A 15,870-nucleotide genomic window follows, 5' to 3' on the forward strand; every position below is an offset into this window, starting at 1 on the left:
GCAATGTCTGAGCAACTCTCACTGTTGGACTGGAGACCGCCGGCTGAGATCCTGCCTTTCCCCTTGCACCGTTCTCATGGCGCCACGGCAGGGGTCGCAAGGTCTATCGTCTCTCTCGACGTTCCGAAACGAACTGGTCGCCTCAATACCCTGCGCTCGCAGATCCGGAAGCGGCTCACTCCGCTGGTTGGAACCGATCGTGCCGACGAGGCCGCAGACGAATACCTTCGTATGATCCGCGCCCATTTCAATTATCCCCCCCTTCGTAAGCAGAGAAAAACCGCTGCGGTGATTTTGTCGATGAAAGGTCAGCGGCTCGAAAACCTTGAGCGGGGTGGTTGCGGCGGCGAAGCCGACGCTGAGCGGGGTCAAGGGGGTCACCCCCTTGGAGGGGTTTGGGGGCGCAGCCCCCATCCTGAACCATCTGAGTATGACGCTGCGCGCGTGCGCGACGGAGATGACGCGGCATGAACCGCCACGATACACCAGCCCAGGCGGTCGCAAGCTACAAGCTCGATTTGCCAGCAACGCGCCGGCGGCATTCCGATGATGTGAAATACATCGTCGCTGTGATGTGGACGGCCGGCTACTCCGCAGGCACGATCGGCCGCATGCTCGGCATGTCGTCGAAGAGAGCTTTGAACCTGGCTCAGAAGCAGAACCTTATCGATCGCGCCACCGCGTCCGACGAGGATAGGCAAAAACTGCTGAACGACCTCCAAGCGATCCGATGCGAAGACGGCGCGCCGTTGGATGGCGGCCGGCTTGATAAATTCGATTGGAAGGTCATCGCGCTCGAGGGCCGTAAGGTCCGCAAGGGTGAGGGTGGTCGCCAATGAGTGACAAACTTTTTCAAGCCGATGATTTGCCAGCAAGGCAGCGGCGGCGCCCGAGAACCGTCCTTATGAGGCAAACTGACGTGATTGTCTTGAAAGAGCTCATGTACCGCACCGGGTATTCGGACAAGATGCTCCGCGATGTATGCCGAAAATTTGGGATCGCTCGCCAGATCCGCCCGAATTCGCCGCTCGAGATATCTTGGCCTGCCTGGCTGATGCTCCAACATGGTGACCACGACGCCCTCGAAATGTTGCGGGAAGGACGGCGCGATGATCCGTATCTTGAGCGCTATTTTCGAGAAGCTGGCGTTCCCGTTTGATCGGTAACGCGTTCCATCCCGTGTCAATCCACAAGCCGCGGCGAGTGTGAGATTCTGCCTTCAGAAATTGGAGGCAGAAATGTCCAGTGCCAACCCAAAGAACTCCGAAAGAGTACCGGTGAGCCTGCCAGGTGCCCGGGTAACGGTCGATTTCCGCGACGCCCTTTTCGATGCCGCCAACAAAGCGGGCGTCAGCCCGAACGAATTCGTCTTGCGCGCGGCGGCCGAAAAACTGACTTCGCGCGGACAATCGCTCCCCGGAATATTCGAGGTAGGAGATATCGACGAGGTGCGCATCTGATGCCGAGATTTGGCGCCTATCATCGTTCGCAGGCAACACGAGCTGACCGCGTACCGTTCGCCGGGACAGACACCCGGATCTTGTCTGACTTCAGTGAAGCGTTGCACCAGGAAGCCAGCAGGCTGGGAATGAGCTCCGTCGAATACGCCTTATTGGCCGCCAGTGAAAAGATGCAGCGTGCCGGACGAAAACTCTCAGGGCTTTTCGAAATCGATGATCTTTCGGGCGAGGGTATCTGATGTTCCGCCGCCGTCCGCGCGCCACAGTCGCCCATGTTGACGCTGCTTTCGAGGCTGCCGAAGCGAACGCCCGCGCCGCCGGCCGGGAGCGCGCTGCGGCTCTTATTCGCCTGTATCGGGCAGGAGAGATCGACGAGGCCGGTATTGAGGCGATAGCCGAGCAGATGCTTGAAGACGTTGCCGCAGAAGCGGTCGGTGTGCCGAAAGCGATGCTCAAGCAGATCCTGACCACGATGCACCGCGCAATTGCAGCCGACCTGGCAACGGCCGGGATCACCATCGCCGAACTCAGGCAGAAGGGAATTTGAAATGTCCACCCAACTTCATCGTACCCAGGCCATTTTTGCCGCCGAACATGCGGATCTGTTTCCAACGCTCGCCAAGCTGTTGGCGTTCGAAACCTCGCACGATGTCGAAACCTGCAAAGGCATCTTCGCTGCGGCCAAGGAGTCGCGCGACCAGTACATTTCCCAGCACCCGGAGCTTGCCAACCGCGAAAGCGAACGAACGGCAAAGGCCGGCTGGGACAAGGTTATGGCCGACATCAACGCCCGCATTCATTGAGGTCAACCCAATGCGCCTTCTCGATTACGCCAGCAGCGCGGCATGGGCTCTTCTGCCAGAGAGGGCCGACGAGCTCGTTTCCATTGCCGACCGAGCCCACCAGACGAGCCCAGAAATTCTCGAAGCTTATCGGGCCCAGGGTCTTGAGCGCGCCGAGCGGGCGCGGATCCGTGGCGATGTCGCACTGATCAACGTGGAAGGCCCGCTCTTCAAGAAGGCCAATCTATTCGTCGAGTTCAGCGGCGCCACGTCCTACCAGATCCTTCGCAGAGATCTTCAAGCGGCGCTCGACGATCAGCGGGTGGGCTCAATCCTCCTGATCATTGATAGCCCAGGCGGCGAGGCCAATGGTTGCGACGAACTGGCATCGGCGATCTATGCGGCCCGTGCCGTGAAGCCGGTAACCGCCTATGTGTCCGGTATGGCTGCGTCCGGCGGATACTGGATTGCATCCGCCGCCAGCCGGATCATAATTTCTGAAGCGGCTATGCTGGGCTCGATCGGTGTCGTTGTCGGCATGAAAGACGCCCGGAAGGCCGAAGAATGGCGGGGAGTGAAGACGCATGAGTTCGTTTCTTCGCAGTCGCCTGGTAAGCGACCGGACCCTGATACCCCGGAGGGTCAGGGCAGAATGCAACAGATGGTCGATGATCTTGCTTCTGTGTTCATCGATGCGGTCGCACGTCACCGCGGCGTGACCTCTGAGACCGTGGTCAAGAAGTTCGGCGCCGGTGGCATCCTGATCGGCAAAGCGGCGGTGAGGGCAGGCATGGCCGACGAAGTCGGCCAGCTTGAAGCGACGATTGCCGCCATGCAGGGGCCGGCAGGCCGAAGGCGCGCAGAACAACCTTCGCGCTCGGTTGCCGTTGCCGCAGCGTCAACGGTCTATCCCAAGGTGGAAGCCGACCTGGACGCCGCCGGCCGAATTCAAGCTATTCTCGAAAGCGAGAACGGCAAGCTCATGCCAACACTCGCTAATCACCTGGCTTTCAAGTCGAGCGAGAGCCTGGAGACTTGTGTCAGCATCCTTGCAGCCGCGCGCATTTCCTATGATCGAGCCCTGATCGAAAGCGCGCCATCACCGGAGACGGTAACCGCCGACTATTTCAACAGAAAGGCCAAGGCGGGTGCCATTGCCATTGGAGGTGGCATGCCACAGCCCTCGAGTTTGTCCGTTGCCGAGACCTGGAAAACCGCCATGGAGCGGGCAAACGCCCGTTTCGAAACCTCGAAAATCAAAATCTGATCCACGCCAGGAGGCGCACGTGAAAGCTCCATCCAAAAAATCTCTTGCCGGTGACATCGAAGAAGAAGTCTCCATTTTGCGTGACCGCCTGGTTGATCAAGAGCGCCGGCATGCTGCTGCACTCGAGGCGCTCGAGAGCGGCCGGCAGGCCCGCCGCGCGGTCCTGACCAAAAACCCGAGCGCGATCGAGGCGGCAACCGCCAAGGTTCGAGCGCTGCAGCTTGATGCAGAAGACGCCGGCAGCCTCGCACAAGACTACCGCGACGAGCTCGAGGCTGCAGAACTCCGCCTTGCCGAAGCTGCAGGCATCGAGAAGCGGACGACAACGGCGGCGACATTCCATTCAATCGCCGAGGTCGCGGAAGCCCACGCCACTGCGATTGCAGACGCTATCGCCGGCCTGATGGCTGTCCGGAAATCTCTCCTCGCCGCGATCCCGGCAGACGCCGGCCTTCTCCCTGGTTACCATTCGCACCGGCCAGATAATCGAAAGGGCGACTCCAGAGCGCCTCTGTCGGGTCGCGAACTGGTTGATGCGGTCATTGCCGAAGGTCTTTACCACTTCGCCCCCGAGATGTTCGACGAAGAGAGTGGCGGTTTTGGTCGACGTTACGCGCTGGCCAAGCTGATGGATCTGAATAGCGTCATGCCTTGCTATGTCGGCCCCGTGGCGCCAGGTTTAGCCCCCGCCGAGGCATTGAAGGTGCTACTGATCAAGCCGGCCAAGGAGCGCGCGCGCCAGATCCTCGCCGGCGAGGTTGAGGCAATTGCTGGGCAGATCATTCGGATCGATCAGGCAAGGCCGCAAGATCGCGCCAGGCTGCAGATCGTGGCAACCAAGCCCCTGAAGTTTGTCACACCTGAGCGAGACGGCTTCCGTATCTGCGAAATTGAGGAAGGCGAGCAGGCGGCGATTATCGAGCCGATTGCCCGGCTGGCGATTGCCAAGCGAGCCGCCATCGAAGTCAATACGCCGGCGGGTCAGCTTTTTCTGAAAAAGCTCGAGAAGCGGAAAGAGCTGGGCCAAGAGCAACCGCCTGCTGATGTTGTCGATCTGGGCGATCCCATGGGCGCCATGGATCCGGCGAACGACGACGAGATTGCCGAGGAAGTGACGAGGGCAATCGGATGACGGACCTTGTCGCAATTGTCGCCATCCGACATTTCTGTTTCTTCAACCGCACGCCTGCCGGCGAGATCGATCGGCGGATCGTCACTGCCGGGACTGCCGAGGCTCTACCGAGGTCCGCTGCTGACAAGGCGCTTGAGAAAGGCGTAGCGGCCCTTCAGGGAACAAAATTGGCGAAGGAGGCAGCAACGTTCAACGGTTCCACCGATCACATAACCATGGCCCACTGCGTCAATCTCGGTGATCCGCTCGGCGTCCTGGCGACAGAGTGAATTGCCCGCCACAGCCCTTACAAATCTCGTGGCGGGAAGGGCCGGCGCCAAGGAGCGGGCGCCGGCCAATCCGAACACACAAGCATTGAACTCGATTTAAGACCACTGGCCTGCACAGTGGGAATCTGCAAAAAACAGATTTGAAATGTGATTAGCGTTTTTCGCGCAGTAGCAAACAGGGTACCTATTTTGGCAAACGTAATTGACCTCAAGGCGCATCCAACCCGCCATGGAGGGGCGGCAGCATCGCCTTTCCGCTATCCTGGCGGTAAAGGTTTTCTGACGCCTTTTCTGAAAGATGAGCTACTTCGACGCTTTCCCAAAGGACAAGCAGGGTTTGCCGAACCGTTCTGTGGTGGTGCCGGAGCTGCGCTGAATCTCTTACTTGATGGTGACGTTAAACGGCTGTTTCTCAACGACGCCGACGTTCGTGTCTACTCTGCGTGGCGAGCAATCACAGATGAAACAGACCGATTTATTTCTGCTATAAATAACACGGAACCAACAATCGAAAATTGGGAGACTAGCCTTCGCAAGTTACATGATACCAATGCGACCAGCTACGATTTTGAACTGGGTTTCGCAGCCTTCTTTGTAAACAGAACTAGCAGATCGGGTGTGCTCTTGGGATCGGGACCAATTGGCGGTTACGATCAAAGTGGAAAATGGAAAATAGACGCCCGATATTACAAAGATTCGCTTTCTGATAGAGTGGCAAAAATTGGCGCGCTGAGGCATTGTATTGAGACGTCAAATCTAGATGGTCTGACATTCTGTAGGGCGCTTGAAGAACGTGAACTTCTTAGCGAAACTTTCCTTTTTGTTGATCCACCTTACGTAAAAGCCGGCAGTCGACTCTATTTTGATGGTATGACCGTTGCTAAACATGACGCGCTCGCCCAATGGCTTGCGGCAGACGTCGCTCCGCACTGGCTCCTTACCTATGATGATCATCCGCTTGTGCGTGAAAACTATAAGAACAAAAAGGAATATAGACTTGATGTCCGCTACAGCTTAGGCCGTCGAAGAACCGAGCGTGAGCTCCTCTTTATGAGCTAAGAAAATTTCAACGTGTATGATGAATAGTCATCAATCAATATAGCTCCTTCGAGATCCTTCAAAAGTCTGCGCGCCTGAGCATCCAATCGGCCAAAATACCTTTTGGTCCAGTTTTGTTCGTTGCGCTTGCCAATGTTTCTCCAAATATCATCATAGGTGTAAAGCAAGCAGCTCCTTGTCGCGCATTTTTCCTTCGTCAGCGGATCGGCGTCACACGGCCGAACTAGCGCACCAAATAGAGCGCCCGGCCTGATAGCGAAAAAGTCGCCGAACCGTCTAATGGCGTCAGTGTCTACGATCTTATGATTTATTTGTGTCGCTTGGACTGTGGCGCCCACAAGGACTAGAAAAGCGGTTCCGGGCATGCCAGGGCCACCTACATGGACTATACAGTCAACTCCGCCGTCATTAGCTGCCTTCTGTTCAGCTGACCATTGCTGATAGTTGGTCACAACCCCTGCTTCTATGCGGCGACATAGAGCGCCCAGAACACTATGAAGCTTCTGTGAGCTTCTTACTTCTGACGTTAAATGCGGGACACCCGCCTTCTCACCGGATACCGCATATCCGGCCAGCACCTCAAGAAGCTTGGGGAACCAACGGTTAAATTGAGAAATCAACGCCCCCCGCCCGACGTCCGAGTCTTCGACCTCAATAAGTCCAGCGTGCAGGGCTCTGTAAAATTGCAGGCCGAGGTAACCACCACCGACAGAAGTGATCTCATTCCAAGGTTTCGAAGTAAGTGCATTTCCCGAAGCGTCGAGGACCAGCGGGTAATGGGCACCCAATTCAGCGATTCGGCCCTCTACTAAATTCTTCAGTCCCGAAGAGAATACTTCGAGCATCTCATCCTCTGCGAGTTGAGGCTCCGAACGATAGTCCTCGCGAGAATCCTCTGCAACGAATGTCGAAATATACATTTCTACGGCCGCATCACGATCGATGCTGATGTCGTCAAACAGGGCGTGGCCGCGAAAAATGGCTGCCACTTCCCAAAGCGCCAACGCATCGTTATTCGCCTCGCAGCTCTCGAGTGTTTTCCATCGGAATGTGAACATCTCATTCTTCCGAGAAAGTTGATCGGATCTGCTTCAATTGCCGATCGATACGCTTAAGGAGTGTGTCAGCCTGAAGCTTGTCGTCAGGAGGCAAATCATCGACTATCACTGTAATGTCCGATGCGGATTTTTGTACCATCGCGGCGATTTTGGCTAAATTATTGAGCCAATCTTCGGATACTATTCCGGCTACAGTCTCTGCGGCCTCGAGATTGCCCGTTGTGCGCAATTCTCTAAGCCCTTCCTGGCTTGCGAGGACTCGTTGAAGACGAGGACGATCTGTCCCCTGTGCCTTTATCACAGATTTAGAACCGTACAGATAACTTAGCAGTTCCTGTAGTTGTCCAAAATGAGACTCTGGGACCGGATTATTGATTATCAAGCTTTCGCTTAGGGGTGCTTTCGAAAAACCAATGAATGCGCGACTATCAGGATTATTAATCAATGTATAAAGATGTGAAAACTCGATCTCATCACTCTGCACCATAAGCTTGTCGAACATGCCGAGTTCGATAGCCTGTAATACTATTTTGTAGGCAACCAAAAGCCTTATTATTAGTCCGCGGCTATCACCAAGTTGCTTCGTTAGCGACTGCATCTTTCGTTGAGGCGATAGAGCGTCCCCAAGGGATTCGTAAAAGTCTACACCAAACTTCGCTTTCGCGAGGGATGACCAGCGCGTTGGACCATTGACGTGTTTGAAACCGATGTATCCTGACGCCTTCTCTCTGTTTTCAACCACAATTACAGGGACAGATTCGCAAGTCGCGAGCTTGTCTGCGGCTAACTGCGGTATCTTCCGACGTGCGATCTCATTTGGTGCGAGATCGGGATCGAGCAAGAATTTCACCGCAGCCAAACGTCGGTTGCCTTCAAGCACGACCAGTTCGCCGTCTTCTTCCGTTGCAACTAGAGGCTCATACGGTTCGTAGCCCCTTTCGGCTATTGAATCCCAGAGTTCTTTTAAGTTCGCCTTCTCAAGCAAAATGGCGAGCGCTTCGGCCTCGCTCTGTGCAACTTCAAGGCCGAAACGAGGGTTCTTTCGATCAAGACTCAGCTGCTCGGGTTTGAAGTTGTCATATTTCATTTCGCAGGACCGCCCCTATCGGTGTTTGCCGGCATTCACGCCGACCAACCTAATTATTGCATCGCCACTTTCATCACAAGCGCGCTAAGGTTCCAAAACGAGCCCTATATCTTACGCGCCAATTATTCCGGAATTCCTCATAGGGATTTCAACCGAACACCCGGCCCGCCCACCGTCGTTTCACCGTCGGCAAGAAAGACGACGCCGGCCGCCTCTAGGGCACGCTCGACGGCCGCGAGATTGTTTATTGAAGGTATACGCCGACCTTTTTCGAAGTCTCGAACCGTGCTTTCGCTCAAGTTGGACGCTTTTGCCAACTGCGTTTGAGACCAGTCGAGAAGGCCGCGCGCGGCGCGCGATTGTTCTGGGCTAAGGGACATGGATTTCCTCTATTTCATTATTTTGTGCTTACCACAAACGAAAACCGTTGACAAACTCAGAAATTCACGGAATATGGGAACAGTTAACGAAAAGCGTTAAATGTGGAGCGAAGCAAATGCCCAAATCGAGTACCGGCACAATAGCAGCAACCGCCACCTTCCGCGACACCTATGCCGGCGTAGTCGCCGCCATCTTGGTACCGTTCAAGACGAAGCGGAAAGGCCAGACGGTCACCCGTTATCGTTGGCAGGAAGAAGTTCGTGGCTTCGCTGCCGGTGGCTGGGCATCCCCGTTTGTGAGTACCGATCAGGCCATTGCATGCGCAAAGCGCCATGCACTGTTCAGCAACGTGCAGGCTGTGGAAACAGCGCTCGCCGCCTGACCTTTCGGCGAGGGCGGTCGTCGCCCTGTTCGAAATGCCAGAACATCGAAGGAAACCACCATGCCGATCGCACCGATTCCGGCCACCGCCGAAGGCTTGCCCATCAACTTGAACCGCCGCCGATTTCTTGCCGCTGCGCCGGCCGCTGCCGGCGCCTTGCTGCCCATTCCGGCACTTGCCGTCACTTCGCCGCCGGAAACACCCCAAGAAGAGCTTGATCGCGCCGTGGGCGCCCTGTTTGCCGCCATGACCCGCATTCACGGCGAGGGCGTCCGGATCATCCGCAACGGCAACAGCGGGATCTGTGTCATGGCGCCCGATCGTCCCGAACTGTTCAATTTCACCGGTGCCGGCCTCTATGAGGTCCAGCACGAGGGTGGGCGGCCTATCTGGCGAATGGAGCGGGCGCCCGAACATGACGATCCGGCGGGCTACGGCCGGGCATTCTGGGTCACTCCTCAGTTCCGGCCAAAGGAACGAAGCCTGAAATTCGATATCGCGCTGACCGGCAAGTTCGTTCGGTTCATCCGCGCAATCTGATCAACCTCGAAAATTTGGAGAGCCGCAATGCCGAAGTCACTTCAGGCAGCCGCCGAAGGCTTGCCGAAAATCATCCCGTTCCCCGCCGGTGCTGATGCCGAAGCTCGCGAGGATGTCGTTACCGATCTCGCAGCAGACATGATCCGCCTGTCGTCAGTGCTGAAGTCGCTGCTTGAGGACAGGATCCGGGACACCGGGAAGGGACCGCTAACGATCGCCCGCAAGGATGCTGCCGACGTGCAGTTCATTGCCCGCCAGGCCAGCGACACAGCGGAACGCCTACAGAAAGCATGGGAGGCTGTCTGATGCCCGACCTTATCCGTGATCTCGCATCGTTCGTTGTGATCGTTGCCTTTGTCGTCGGCGTTGCCGTGGTGTTGCCCGACCTTTCCGCGGCGGTCCACGGTGACCAACAGGTGATCGTCGCCGATCGCGGGGAGGGCTGATCATGCGCAGCGCCCCTGAACCTTGCACCAAACCCGCCCGGCCGAACCATTCCCGGAACGAGTCCGACGAGGGCTATCAGCCGGTTGTCGTTCAGCTTGCGCCCCGGTGGCGCGTGATCGTCTGCAGAGACGGTTTGCAGTGGATCCTTCAACAGCGGCTCTCCGCCACAGAAACCCTTACAAGGGCGGGTTGGCGAGGTCGGCGGTACTTCCGAACGCGAGACGGCCTGATTGCCGCGTGTGGCAGGGCGCTTTCTGACATCGATGGTGCTGCGCTCACGGCACTGCACGCCCTTCCGGAGAGGATTTGATCATGCCCAACCAACCCGATCTCAATTCAACCTTTGCCGCGGCACTCTCATGCTCTGGCGACATTTTGGAGAGCAATCCCATGAACGAACCGCAAGAGCACCCGTGGGCAAAGGCAAGACGTCTTTGCAAGGAATTGTCAGATGTCCTCGCTGAGGTGGAAAACGCCTGGTACTGCGTCGTTCGCGCCGCCGGAACCGAGAACGCCCTTGCTGCAGTGGCGATGGACGACAAAGAAGCTGCGCCCGAGATACCCGTTGATCGCGTCAACAGGCTCGGGTGGGAGCTTGCCGCAGCGCTCAATGATTATGGCGATGGCGAATTCCATGCCTATGTCGTTCCGGCCAAACGTGGGGGCTATTGCGTGATGTTTGCCCATCGACCGAACCGATTGCCGGAACCATTTCACGACAGGCTCTGACAGGATTTGCAGACGCCGTTGAAACCGGCGTTGCTGGGGTAATGGTGCCCCGATTGGAAAGGCAATCGGCGCCCACCCGGAAAGCCCCGCCGGGTGGGCGCAACTTCCGAGAAACACAGTGCTTTGAGGCCTGTTCTCTAGTAACGTTTTCTGAATTGGAGATCGCCATGAATTCAATAGAAATCGGCACGACCAATGCCGGAAATCTGGTCGCCTTGCCGCTCAAGATGGCCAATCGTCACGGCCTGGTGACAGGCTCAACCGGCACCGGAAAAACGACCACCATGCAGGCACTTGCCGAGAACTTTTCGCGGGCCGGCGTCTCGGTTTTCTGCGCCGATATCAAGGGCGATCTGTCCGGTATCGCGGCACGCGGTGACGATGCAAGCCCACTGGCTGCCCGGATGGCGGCCATGGGCCGGCAATTCGCCGCCGATCGGTTCCCGGTCGCCTACTGGGATCTTTTTGGCGATCACGGTCTTCCGATCCATACCAGCGTGCAGGAGATGGGTGCCGAGCTTCTGGCCCGCATGCTCAAGCTCAACGATGCTCAGGAAGGCGCATTGGCGATCGCCTTCAAGAAGTGCGAGGACGAAAAGTCGTGGATGCTTACGCTCGACGATCTGCGCTGGACGCTTCACGACATGCTCGAAAGCCGCGAGGAAGTTTGCCGCCAATATGGCAACATCACAGCAGCTTCGATCACGACCATACAACGAAACCTTCTGGCGCTGGAATCACAGGGCGGTGCCTTCCTGTTCGGCGAACCCCGGTTCGATATCCTTGACTTCATCCGGAACGATGCCGCCGGTCGTGGCACGATCAATCTGCTGCATGCCGATCGCCTGATCGAGAACCCGAAGCTCTATGCCACCTTCCTGTTGTGGCTTCTCACCGAATTGTTCAGGGTTTTGCCCGAGGTCGGGGATCTCAACCGCCCCAAGCTGGTCTTCTTCTTCGATGAGGCGCATCTGCTGTTCACCGATGCGCCGAAGCAATTGATCCAGCAGATCGAGCGTCTGGTCCGCTTGGTGCGCTCGAAGGGTGTCGGCGTCTTCTTCGTCACCCAGTCGCCGGCAGATATACCGGATACCGTGCTTGCCCAGCTTGGCAGCCGGATCCAGCATGCCTTGCGCGCCTATACCCAGAAAGATCAGCGGATGGTCAGGGCCGCCGCCCAAGCCTTCCGGGAAAACCGTGGTGTTGACGTCAAGGCAGAAATCACCAAGCTTGCGGTTGGTGAGGCCCTGATATCTGTCCTCGATGAGGCCGGCATCCCGACGAAGGTGGAAAAGGTCTTGATCATTCCGCCGTCGGCCCAGGTCGGCCCGATCTCGGATATGGAGCGGCGCGCTATCATGGATGGTTCAACCGATGGCAGCGAAGTTAGCATCCATGCTAAGGAAATGCGCCAGCGCTACGGTGCCAAGCTGGCCGAGCAGGTGGCCGTCCACCAATTCATGAACCGGATGCGGCAACAGCGCGGCCTTCCGATCGTCAAGACAGCCAGCGATTGGAAGGAAGGAGACTTCCGCCAATTCATGCCGGACTTCAGCAGTTCATATCCGCCTGCACCTCGACGCGCCACCTGGCGCGGTCTGTTCGGTTGGTCCGCTGCTCTGGCCTCTTCCGTTTTCCTGTTGTGGGTGTTGGTCTGATGGCCAAGCGAGCGAACCATTTCACGCGCAATCATCTGCTCTACCGGCGAGGCTGGACCAAGGAGCTCATTGCCGCGCACCTGGGCGAGCCAGATGAAATCAGGCAATACCCGTGAGCATCAACGAACAAGGTCGACGAGTTCTTTCACCGGACTCGCGTTGAAGAAATGGAACAGAGGCCCGACATCCGGGATCTGATAGCCGCGCGGGAAGCCGAGCTTTACAAATCCCGCACCGAGCGGGCGGAAGAATAGTTGCTCGACCATAAGCTAAAGATCCGGATCTCCTTTGCATCAGCATGCTTGGGCGACCTATTCGAGACACCTCATTACCAAAAACGGATCGACCTATATGTTAAAGTGAGACCCAAGGCGAGAACAAACTCGAAGCGGTCAGAATAGATTGATTGCTTGCCAGGTATCTCAATCTCTGCTTGTTTTATGGGTGTCGTTCTGCCGCGAGGAGGAAGTCTTGCCAGAAAATGAAACGCCGGGCGGAAATTTCAAAGAACGCCTATTCGAATCAATTTTCCGCGACGGTACCCCTGATCATCGGGCAAAGCTTGCAGAACTACTGTTGGCAGCCGATACAGTAAGCCCGGAGATAGCGTTAGAGCGCCTTAGAGCCTCGACAGTACGGCGATATCCTGTTCTGCATCTAGTGCCTTGGGCGGCCCTTTTCACCGTTGTTGGCGGATTGGCCACCGCTGGCATTACGGGGACGCTTGAGATCATGAAGGACCTCAGCAAGCAAAATCACGACGAGCGCATGGCAGACATTTCTCGGCAGTCTTCTGTTTTTTCTCAGTTGATGGTAGTCGATCCGGCCACCCTTCTGGTTGACGGCGACGAGCGCGCAAGTCAGGATGACCTGAAAAATGAAAGAAAAGCGCGTATATGCATGGCTGCTATCTTTGGAATAGTGAAAATTCCTGATTATGTTCTCGGCATTCAGGCGCAAAATACCGGAAGTTATGCTGATGAACTGTCAAAATTCTTGAATGAAAAGTATGAATGCGATAAGAATTTCGTGTCATCTTCATTTCCTGTGATAGTTTCCAGGCCCAACCCGCTCCGGAGGCCTGTTTGCGATGCGAAGGCTAATGTAGCCCCTCCGCCCCTCGATTATCCGCAGACCCCGGAGTTACCGGCGATCGCAAAGCAAATGCTGAAGTTCGCTATTGATGAATTCAATAAAGGCGTAGACGAGGTTTGTGAGCCAGAGGAAGTAGCAAAATATTTCGGTGTAACCAACATTGAAGGTGTGCCACAGGAGACACCTTGGTCAGCCGCATTTGTTTCGTGGGTTGTAAAGTCCGCAGGCAACCCAGCAAATCTTCAGTTATCTGCTTTAAATCAAGGGATTTGGGAATCGGCGTTACGACAAGGGTTGGTGATAGAGCCAACACAGACCTTGCCAGGCGACATAATCATATTTCTCAGTAGCGGTAGTTTCAACAATGGGATCAACGCTGACGACATTCGTAAAGGGCCGAGCGATAGGCGATGGACGAGTACCTCAGGCATCGTGCTAAAGGTTGATGGCGATAAAGTGTCTTTCATCTCTGGAAACATAAGCAATCAAGTGGGAATCAGCGAACGAAGCCTATCGGACCTTTTGCTAGTTGGGGTTATCCGCGTGCGTGAAAAACAAACCCATGATCGTTAGCCACCGGGGCACTATCTGAGATCTAAGCATTTTGTGGGCCGATCTAAAGTAATCCGGCCTTTGATCGACTAAGCGAGCGCACCTCGAACGAGGCCAGCGGCTGTAATAGGCAAACCTGCAGAGACGCCCTACAGCGTGCGCGGCTGCCGAGATGAGGCGGCATTCGTCCGAGGTACTCAACGCGCCGGTACACTCCGCAGACGTGGCCTGGTGGTTTTGATTACCTTTTGGCTTGCGCGTCTTGTCGGAAACCCTGATGAAACAAGCTTTGGTCGCCGTTCTCGACGGACGGCAATGGGAGAAAGCTGAAGGAGACCGGCGGAATACAAGTTTATTTCTGGGTTTCTGCTGATCTGCTATTCTCTTCACCGATGCTTCGCGGGGAGTTTTGCTTTGAATGAGTTCCGGGAATTCATGCTGCTGATGGGCTTGAACGGCAAGCAGGTGGCCAAGGCCGGCGAATTGATTGGCATGGGCCGCCCCACGGCCCTCATGTGTTACAGCGGCGAGCGCCGATTGACCAAGACCGAGCGGTTGGCAATCACCGCGGTCGTCTCGCAAGCTTCGCCCTGGTCACCGGATACCCATTCCCAGATCGCTGCCGCGGGAAAGGTTATGGCAGCGGTCAAGGATGTATTGCGGGCCGCCGGGCCGGCATAGTTCCCGGTCCAAACTGAAGCGGTTTGCGGAAGTCAAAATCGATCCGGCCGGGGATGGTTCCATATTGCTGCCCTCGATCGGCTGCGCCCCATCGAAATCGGTTTTGGCATTCCGTCCTGATCAACGACCAAACGACATTCACCATTCAATTCGTCGGCGGCCATTGCCCTATTGCCGGCATGGTGCACCCGATGGCGCCCTATGGCGCCCAGCACTGTTCCGGGCCCACGCGCCCCGCCGCGCTCACCGTCAACCAATCAGCCCTCACCGTCGAGTTTCGCCCATGCCGATCACGCCCGCGCGCCTCGACCCACACGACAGCGCAGGCCAGAGCGCGGAGAGGGTGTGTGCCAAGAGAAGCCCGCGTGGCGTGCCTTCATTGCGAGGTGGGTCGAACATCATCAAACTCGCGTAACGCGCGCTGGTGGCCCATTCTGGGCGGGCCAGGGCCGTTTAGGGACCGTACCAGCCCCCGAGCCCCCGCGGGGCGCAGCACCCCGGATAGTCGCGCACCTTATGTTTTCTAGGGGGAGGTCTTCCCCGCCATGCCGGCCCCTGAATTCATTTGGCTTTCGGCGCTCAAAGACCTGGGGCCAGGCCAAACGGGGGTTCCAAATCGAGGGAGTTCCGCTTTTTTCGACTTCGAAGGCCGAAGCTGGTGTTCATTGAGCGCGCAACGACTTCCATATGCGTCCAGTTTTGTTGGTTTCTCGCGCCTGATAAACTTCGCTCTGTGATCGGTTCAGGGGAAAAGAATGGCGAGACAGTCGAAACCAGCAGGTGATTGGATCCCGGATTATTGCAGCAAGGCTGATTTGGCCGTGCTGTTCGGAGTTTCAATCCGCACCATCTCTGATCTTGATCAGCGAGGCTTGATCAGTCGGGCTGAGAAGCGGGGGCTGTATCTCACAAAGCCTTCGATCGAAGCCTATATCGGAAGCCTTCGGAAGACGGCAGCGGGTCGGACAGAAGAGACCAAGAGCAAGCTTACCGATGAACGCCTCGCAACGGAGCGGGTTACCCGGCAGATATCCGAGATGAAACTTGCCGAGTTGCGCGGTGAGACGTTGACGCTCGACGAAGTTTCAGAGGCATGGGCAAAAATTGCCTCCTTCATGAAAACGGCCGTGTTGGCGCTGCCGTCCAAGGCACGTGCACAGATCCCGCATCTGACGGCCCATGATGCCGAAACCCTGAAATCATTGGTCAAGGATGTTCTGAACGATCTCGCCGACGAGATCGAGGATGCGGGCGGCGTTGGCGCCAGCCCTGACAAAATCAAATCGTAAGA

The 15,870-nt window shown here is 56.6% G+C and carries 23 protein-coding genes; 19 read left to right on the forward strand and 4 right to left on the reverse strand.

Annotation, left to right across the window (positions count from 1 at the left end; all coding sequences use genetic code 11):
• The first annotated feature begins 467 nt into the window (after positions 1–467).
• From Q4481_RS08435 to Q4481_RS08480, 10 genes are all read left to right on the forward strand, one after another.
• Positions 468–839, forward strand: coding sequence for a hypothetical protein (locus Q4481_RS08435; RefSeq protein WP_304375896.1), 372 nt, complete (start codon positions 468–470; stop codon positions 837–839).
• Positions 836–1,159 (forward strand): hypothetical protein, encoded by a 324-nt coding sequence (locus Q4481_RS08440; RefSeq protein ID WP_304375897.1) that lies wholly within the window; start codon positions 836–838, stop codon positions 1,157–1,159. Before Q4481_RS08435 ends, Q4481_RS08440 begins: the two co-directional genes overlap by 4 nt.
• Positions 1,160–1,238: 79 nt before the next feature.
• The gene (locus Q4481_RS08445) at positions 1,239–1,460 is read left to right on the forward strand and encodes a hypothetical protein (protein ID WP_304375898.1); all 222 of its coding nucleotides are present in this window, start codon (positions 1,239–1,241) and stop codon (positions 1,458–1,460) included.
• Complete coding sequence (locus Q4481_RS08450; protein WP_304375899.1) at positions 1,460–1,699, forward strand: hypothetical protein; 240 nt, start codon at positions 1,460–1,462, stop codon at positions 1,697–1,699. The genes Q4481_RS08445 and Q4481_RS08450 overlap by 1 nt, the downstream gene beginning before the upstream one ends.
• Positions 1,699–2,007: a hypothetical protein gene (locus tag Q4481_RS08455; RefSeq protein WP_304375900.1), complete on the forward strand. Its 309-nt coding sequence runs from the start codon at positions 1,699–1,701 to the stop codon at positions 2,005–2,007. Before Q4481_RS08450 ends, Q4481_RS08455 begins: the two co-directional genes overlap by 1 nt.
• Before the next feature lies 1 nt (position 2,008).
• Positions 2,009–2,263, forward strand: a complete 255-nt coding sequence (locus Q4481_RS08460; protein ID WP_304375901.1) for a hypothetical protein — start codon at positions 2,009–2,011, stop codon at positions 2,261–2,263.
• 10 nt (positions 2,264–2,273) lie between these two features.
• The gene (locus Q4481_RS08465) at positions 2,274–3,509 is read left to right on the forward strand and encodes a S49 family peptidase (RefSeq protein ID WP_304375902.1); all 1,236 of its coding nucleotides are present in this window, start codon (positions 2,274–2,276) and stop codon (positions 3,507–3,509) included.
• A gap of 19 nt (positions 3,510–3,528) precedes the next feature.
• Positions 3,529–4,641, forward strand: coding sequence for a hypothetical protein (locus Q4481_RS08470; protein WP_304375904.1), 1,113 nt, complete (start codon positions 3,529–3,531; stop codon positions 4,639–4,641).
• Positions 4,638–4,910: a hypothetical protein gene (locus tag Q4481_RS08475; protein ID WP_304375905.1), complete on the forward strand. Its 273-nt coding sequence runs from the start codon at positions 4,638–4,640 to the stop codon at positions 4,908–4,910. The genes Q4481_RS08470 and Q4481_RS08475 overlap by 4 nt, the downstream gene beginning before the upstream one ends.
• Before the next feature lie 189 nt (positions 4,911–5,099).
• Positions 5,100–5,969: a DNA adenine methylase gene (locus Q4481_RS08480; protein ID WP_304375906.1), complete on the forward strand. Its 870-nt coding sequence runs from the start codon at positions 5,100–5,102 to the stop codon at positions 5,967–5,969.
• Here Q4481_RS08480 and Q4481_RS08485 read toward each other — a convergent pair.
• From Q4481_RS08485 to Q4481_RS08495, 3 genes are all read right to left on the reverse strand, one after another.
• The gene (locus tag Q4481_RS08485; protein WP_304375907.1) at positions 5,966–7,027 is read right to left on the reverse strand and encodes a hypothetical protein; all 1,062 of its coding nucleotides are present in this window, start codon (positions 7,025–7,027) and stop codon (positions 5,966–5,968) included. The genes Q4481_RS08480 and Q4481_RS08485 overlap by 4 nt on opposite strands.
• Before the next feature lies 1 nt (position 7,028).
• Positions 7,029–8,114, reverse strand: a complete 1,086-nt coding sequence (locus tag Q4481_RS08490; protein ID WP_304375909.1) for a ParB N-terminal domain-containing protein — start codon at positions 8,112–8,114, stop codon at positions 7,029–7,031.
• Positions 8,115–8,251: 137 nt separating this feature from the next.
• Positions 8,252–8,494: a helix-turn-helix domain-containing protein gene (locus Q4481_RS08495; RefSeq protein ID WP_304375910.1), complete on the reverse strand. Its 243-nt coding sequence runs from the start codon at positions 8,492–8,494 to the stop codon at positions 8,252–8,254.
• 116 nt (positions 8,495–8,610) lie between these two features.
• Between Q4481_RS08495 and Q4481_RS08500 the strand changes: the two genes are divergently transcribed.
• The 6 genes from Q4481_RS08500 to Q4481_RS08525 all read left to right on the forward strand — a co-directional run bounded on the left by Q4481_RS08500 (position 8,611) and on the right by Q4481_RS08525 (position 12,251).
• Positions 8,611–8,877: a hypothetical protein gene (locus tag Q4481_RS08500; protein ID WP_304375911.1), complete on the forward strand. Its 267-nt coding sequence runs from the start codon at positions 8,611–8,613 to the stop codon at positions 8,875–8,877.
• A gap of 60 nt (positions 8,878–8,937) precedes the next feature.
• Complete coding sequence (locus tag Q4481_RS08505) at positions 8,938–9,417, forward strand: twin-arginine translocation signal domain-containing protein (RefSeq protein ID WP_304375912.1); 480 nt, start codon at positions 8,938–8,940, stop codon at positions 9,415–9,417.
• Between the two features lie 27 nt (positions 9,418–9,444).
• A complete protein-coding gene (locus Q4481_RS08510) occupies positions 9,445–9,723 on the forward strand; it encodes a hypothetical protein (protein ID WP_304375913.1) in 279 nt (92 codons plus the stop codon).
• Positions 9,723–9,863: a hypothetical protein gene (locus Q4481_RS08515; RefSeq protein ID WP_304375914.1), complete on the forward strand. Its 141-nt coding sequence runs from the start codon at positions 9,723–9,725 to the stop codon at positions 9,861–9,863. The genes Q4481_RS08510 and Q4481_RS08515 overlap by 1 nt, the downstream gene beginning before the upstream one ends.
• Before the next feature lie 391 nt (positions 9,864–10,254).
• Positions 10,255–10,593, forward strand: coding sequence for a hypothetical protein (locus Q4481_RS08520; protein ID WP_304375916.1), 339 nt, complete (start codon positions 10,255–10,257; stop codon positions 10,591–10,593).
• A gap of 167 nt (positions 10,594–10,760) precedes the next feature.
• Positions 10,761–12,251 (forward strand): helicase HerA-like domain-containing protein, encoded by a 1,491-nt coding sequence (locus tag Q4481_RS08525; protein WP_304375917.1) that lies wholly within the window; start codon positions 10,761–10,763, stop codon positions 12,249–12,251.
• A 119-nt stretch (positions 12,252–12,370) separates the two neighbouring features.
• Here Q4481_RS08525 and Q4481_RS08530 read toward each other — a convergent pair whose 3' ends face one another.
• Positions 12,371–12,517 carry a hypothetical protein gene (locus tag Q4481_RS08530; protein WP_304375918.1) on the reverse strand — a complete coding sequence of 49 codons (147 nt, stop codon included), beginning with the start codon at positions 12,515–12,517 and terminating at the stop codon, positions 12,371–12,373.
• A 205-nt stretch (positions 12,518–12,722) separates the two neighbouring features.
• Here Q4481_RS08530 and Q4481_RS08535 point away from each other — a divergent pair, with 205 nt between their 5' ends.
• The 3 genes from Q4481_RS08535 (at position 12,723) to Q4481_RS08545 (ending at position 15,868) form a co-directional block, all read left to right on the forward strand.
• Positions 12,723–13,919 (forward strand): C40 family peptidase, encoded by a 1,197-nt coding sequence (locus tag Q4481_RS08535; protein ID WP_304375919.1) that lies wholly within the window; start codon positions 12,723–12,725, stop codon positions 13,917–13,919.
• Between the two features lie 393 nt (positions 13,920–14,312).
• The gene (locus tag Q4481_RS08540; RefSeq protein ID WP_304375920.1) at positions 14,313–14,579 is read left to right on the forward strand and encodes a hypothetical protein; all 267 of its coding nucleotides are present in this window, start codon (positions 14,313–14,315) and stop codon (positions 14,577–14,579) included.
• A 755-nt stretch (positions 14,580–15,334) separates the two neighbouring features.
• Entirely contained in the window at positions 15,335–15,868 is a 534-nt protein-coding gene (locus Q4481_RS08545; RefSeq protein ID WP_304375921.1) for a hypothetical protein, read from the forward strand.
• The last annotated feature ends 2 nt before the right edge of the window (positions 15,869–15,870 follow it).

It is taken from the genome of Fluviirhizobium alvei, from assembly GCF_030551875.1.
GTDB lineage: Bacteria > Pseudomonadota > Alphaproteobacteria > Rhizobiales > Rhizobiaceae > Rhizobium_E > Rhizobium_E alvei.

Excerpts from the sequence above, each read along its gene's own strand:
- Q4481_RS08435 (WP_304375896.1), top strand. The coding sequence starts at position 468 with ATGAACCGCCACGATACACCAGCCCAGGCGGTCGCAAGCTACAAGCTC.
- Q4481_RS08440 (WP_304375897.1), top strand. The coding sequence starts at position 836 with ATGAGTGACAAACTTTTTCAAGCCGATGATTTGCCAGCAAGGCAGCGG.
- Q4481_RS08445 (WP_304375898.1), top strand. The coding sequence starts at position 1,239 with ATGTCCAGTGCCAACCCAAAGAACTCCGAAAGAGTACCGGTGAGCCTG.
- Q4481_RS08450 (WP_304375899.1), top strand. The coding sequence starts at position 1,460 with ATGCCGAGATTTGGCGCCTATCATCGTTCGCAGGCAACACGAGCTGAC.
- Q4481_RS08455 (WP_304375900.1), top strand. The coding sequence starts at position 1,699 with ATGTTCCGCCGCCGTCCGCGCGCCACAGTCGCCCATGTTGACGCTGCT.
- Q4481_RS08460 (WP_304375901.1), top strand. The coding sequence starts at position 2,009 with ATGTCCACCCAACTTCATCGTACCCAGGCCATTTTTGCCGCCGAACAT.
- Q4481_RS08465 (WP_304375902.1), top strand. The coding sequence starts at position 2,274 with ATGCGCCTTCTCGATTACGCCAGCAGCGCGGCATGGGCTCTTCTGCCA.
- Q4481_RS08475 (WP_304375905.1), top strand. The coding sequence starts at position 4,638 with ATGACGGACCTTGTCGCAATTGTCGCCATCCGACATTTCTGTTTCTTC.
- Q4481_RS08485 (WP_304375907.1), bottom strand. The coding sequence starts at position 7,027 with ATGTTCACATTCCGATGGAAAACACTCGAGAGCTGCGAGGCGAATAAC.
- Q4481_RS08490 (WP_304375909.1), bottom strand. The coding sequence starts at position 8,114 with ATGAAATATGACAACTTCAAACCCGAGCAGCTGAGTCTTGATCGAAAG.
- Q4481_RS08495 (WP_304375910.1), bottom strand. The coding sequence starts at position 8,494 with ATGTCCCTTAGCCCAGAACAATCGCGCGCCGCGCGCGGCCTTCTCGAC.
- Q4481_RS08500 (WP_304375911.1), top strand. The coding sequence starts at position 8,611 with ATGCCCAAATCGAGTACCGGCACAATAGCAGCAACCGCCACCTTCCGC.
- Q4481_RS08505 (WP_304375912.1), top strand. The coding sequence starts at position 8,938 with ATGCCGATCGCACCGATTCCGGCCACCGCCGAAGGCTTGCCCATCAAC.
- Q4481_RS08510 (WP_304375913.1), top strand. The coding sequence starts at position 9,445 with ATGCCGAAGTCACTTCAGGCAGCCGCCGAAGGCTTGCCGAAAATCATC.
- Q4481_RS08515 (WP_304375914.1), top strand. The coding sequence starts at position 9,723 with ATGCCCGACCTTATCCGTGATCTCGCATCGTTCGTTGTGATCGTTGCC.
- Q4481_RS08520 (WP_304375916.1), top strand. The coding sequence starts at position 10,255 with ATGAACGAACCGCAAGAGCACCCGTGGGCAAAGGCAAGACGTCTTTGC.
- Q4481_RS08525 (WP_304375917.1), top strand. The coding sequence starts at position 10,761 with ATGAATTCAATAGAAATCGGCACGACCAATGCCGGAAATCTGGTCGCC.
- Q4481_RS08530 (WP_304375918.1), bottom strand. The coding sequence starts at position 12,517 with ATGGTCGAGCAACTATTCTTCCGCCCGCTCGGTGCGGGATTTGTAAAG.
- Q4481_RS08545 (WP_304375921.1), top strand. The coding sequence starts at position 15,335 with ATGGCGAGACAGTCGAAACCAGCAGGTGATTGGATCCCGGATTATTGC.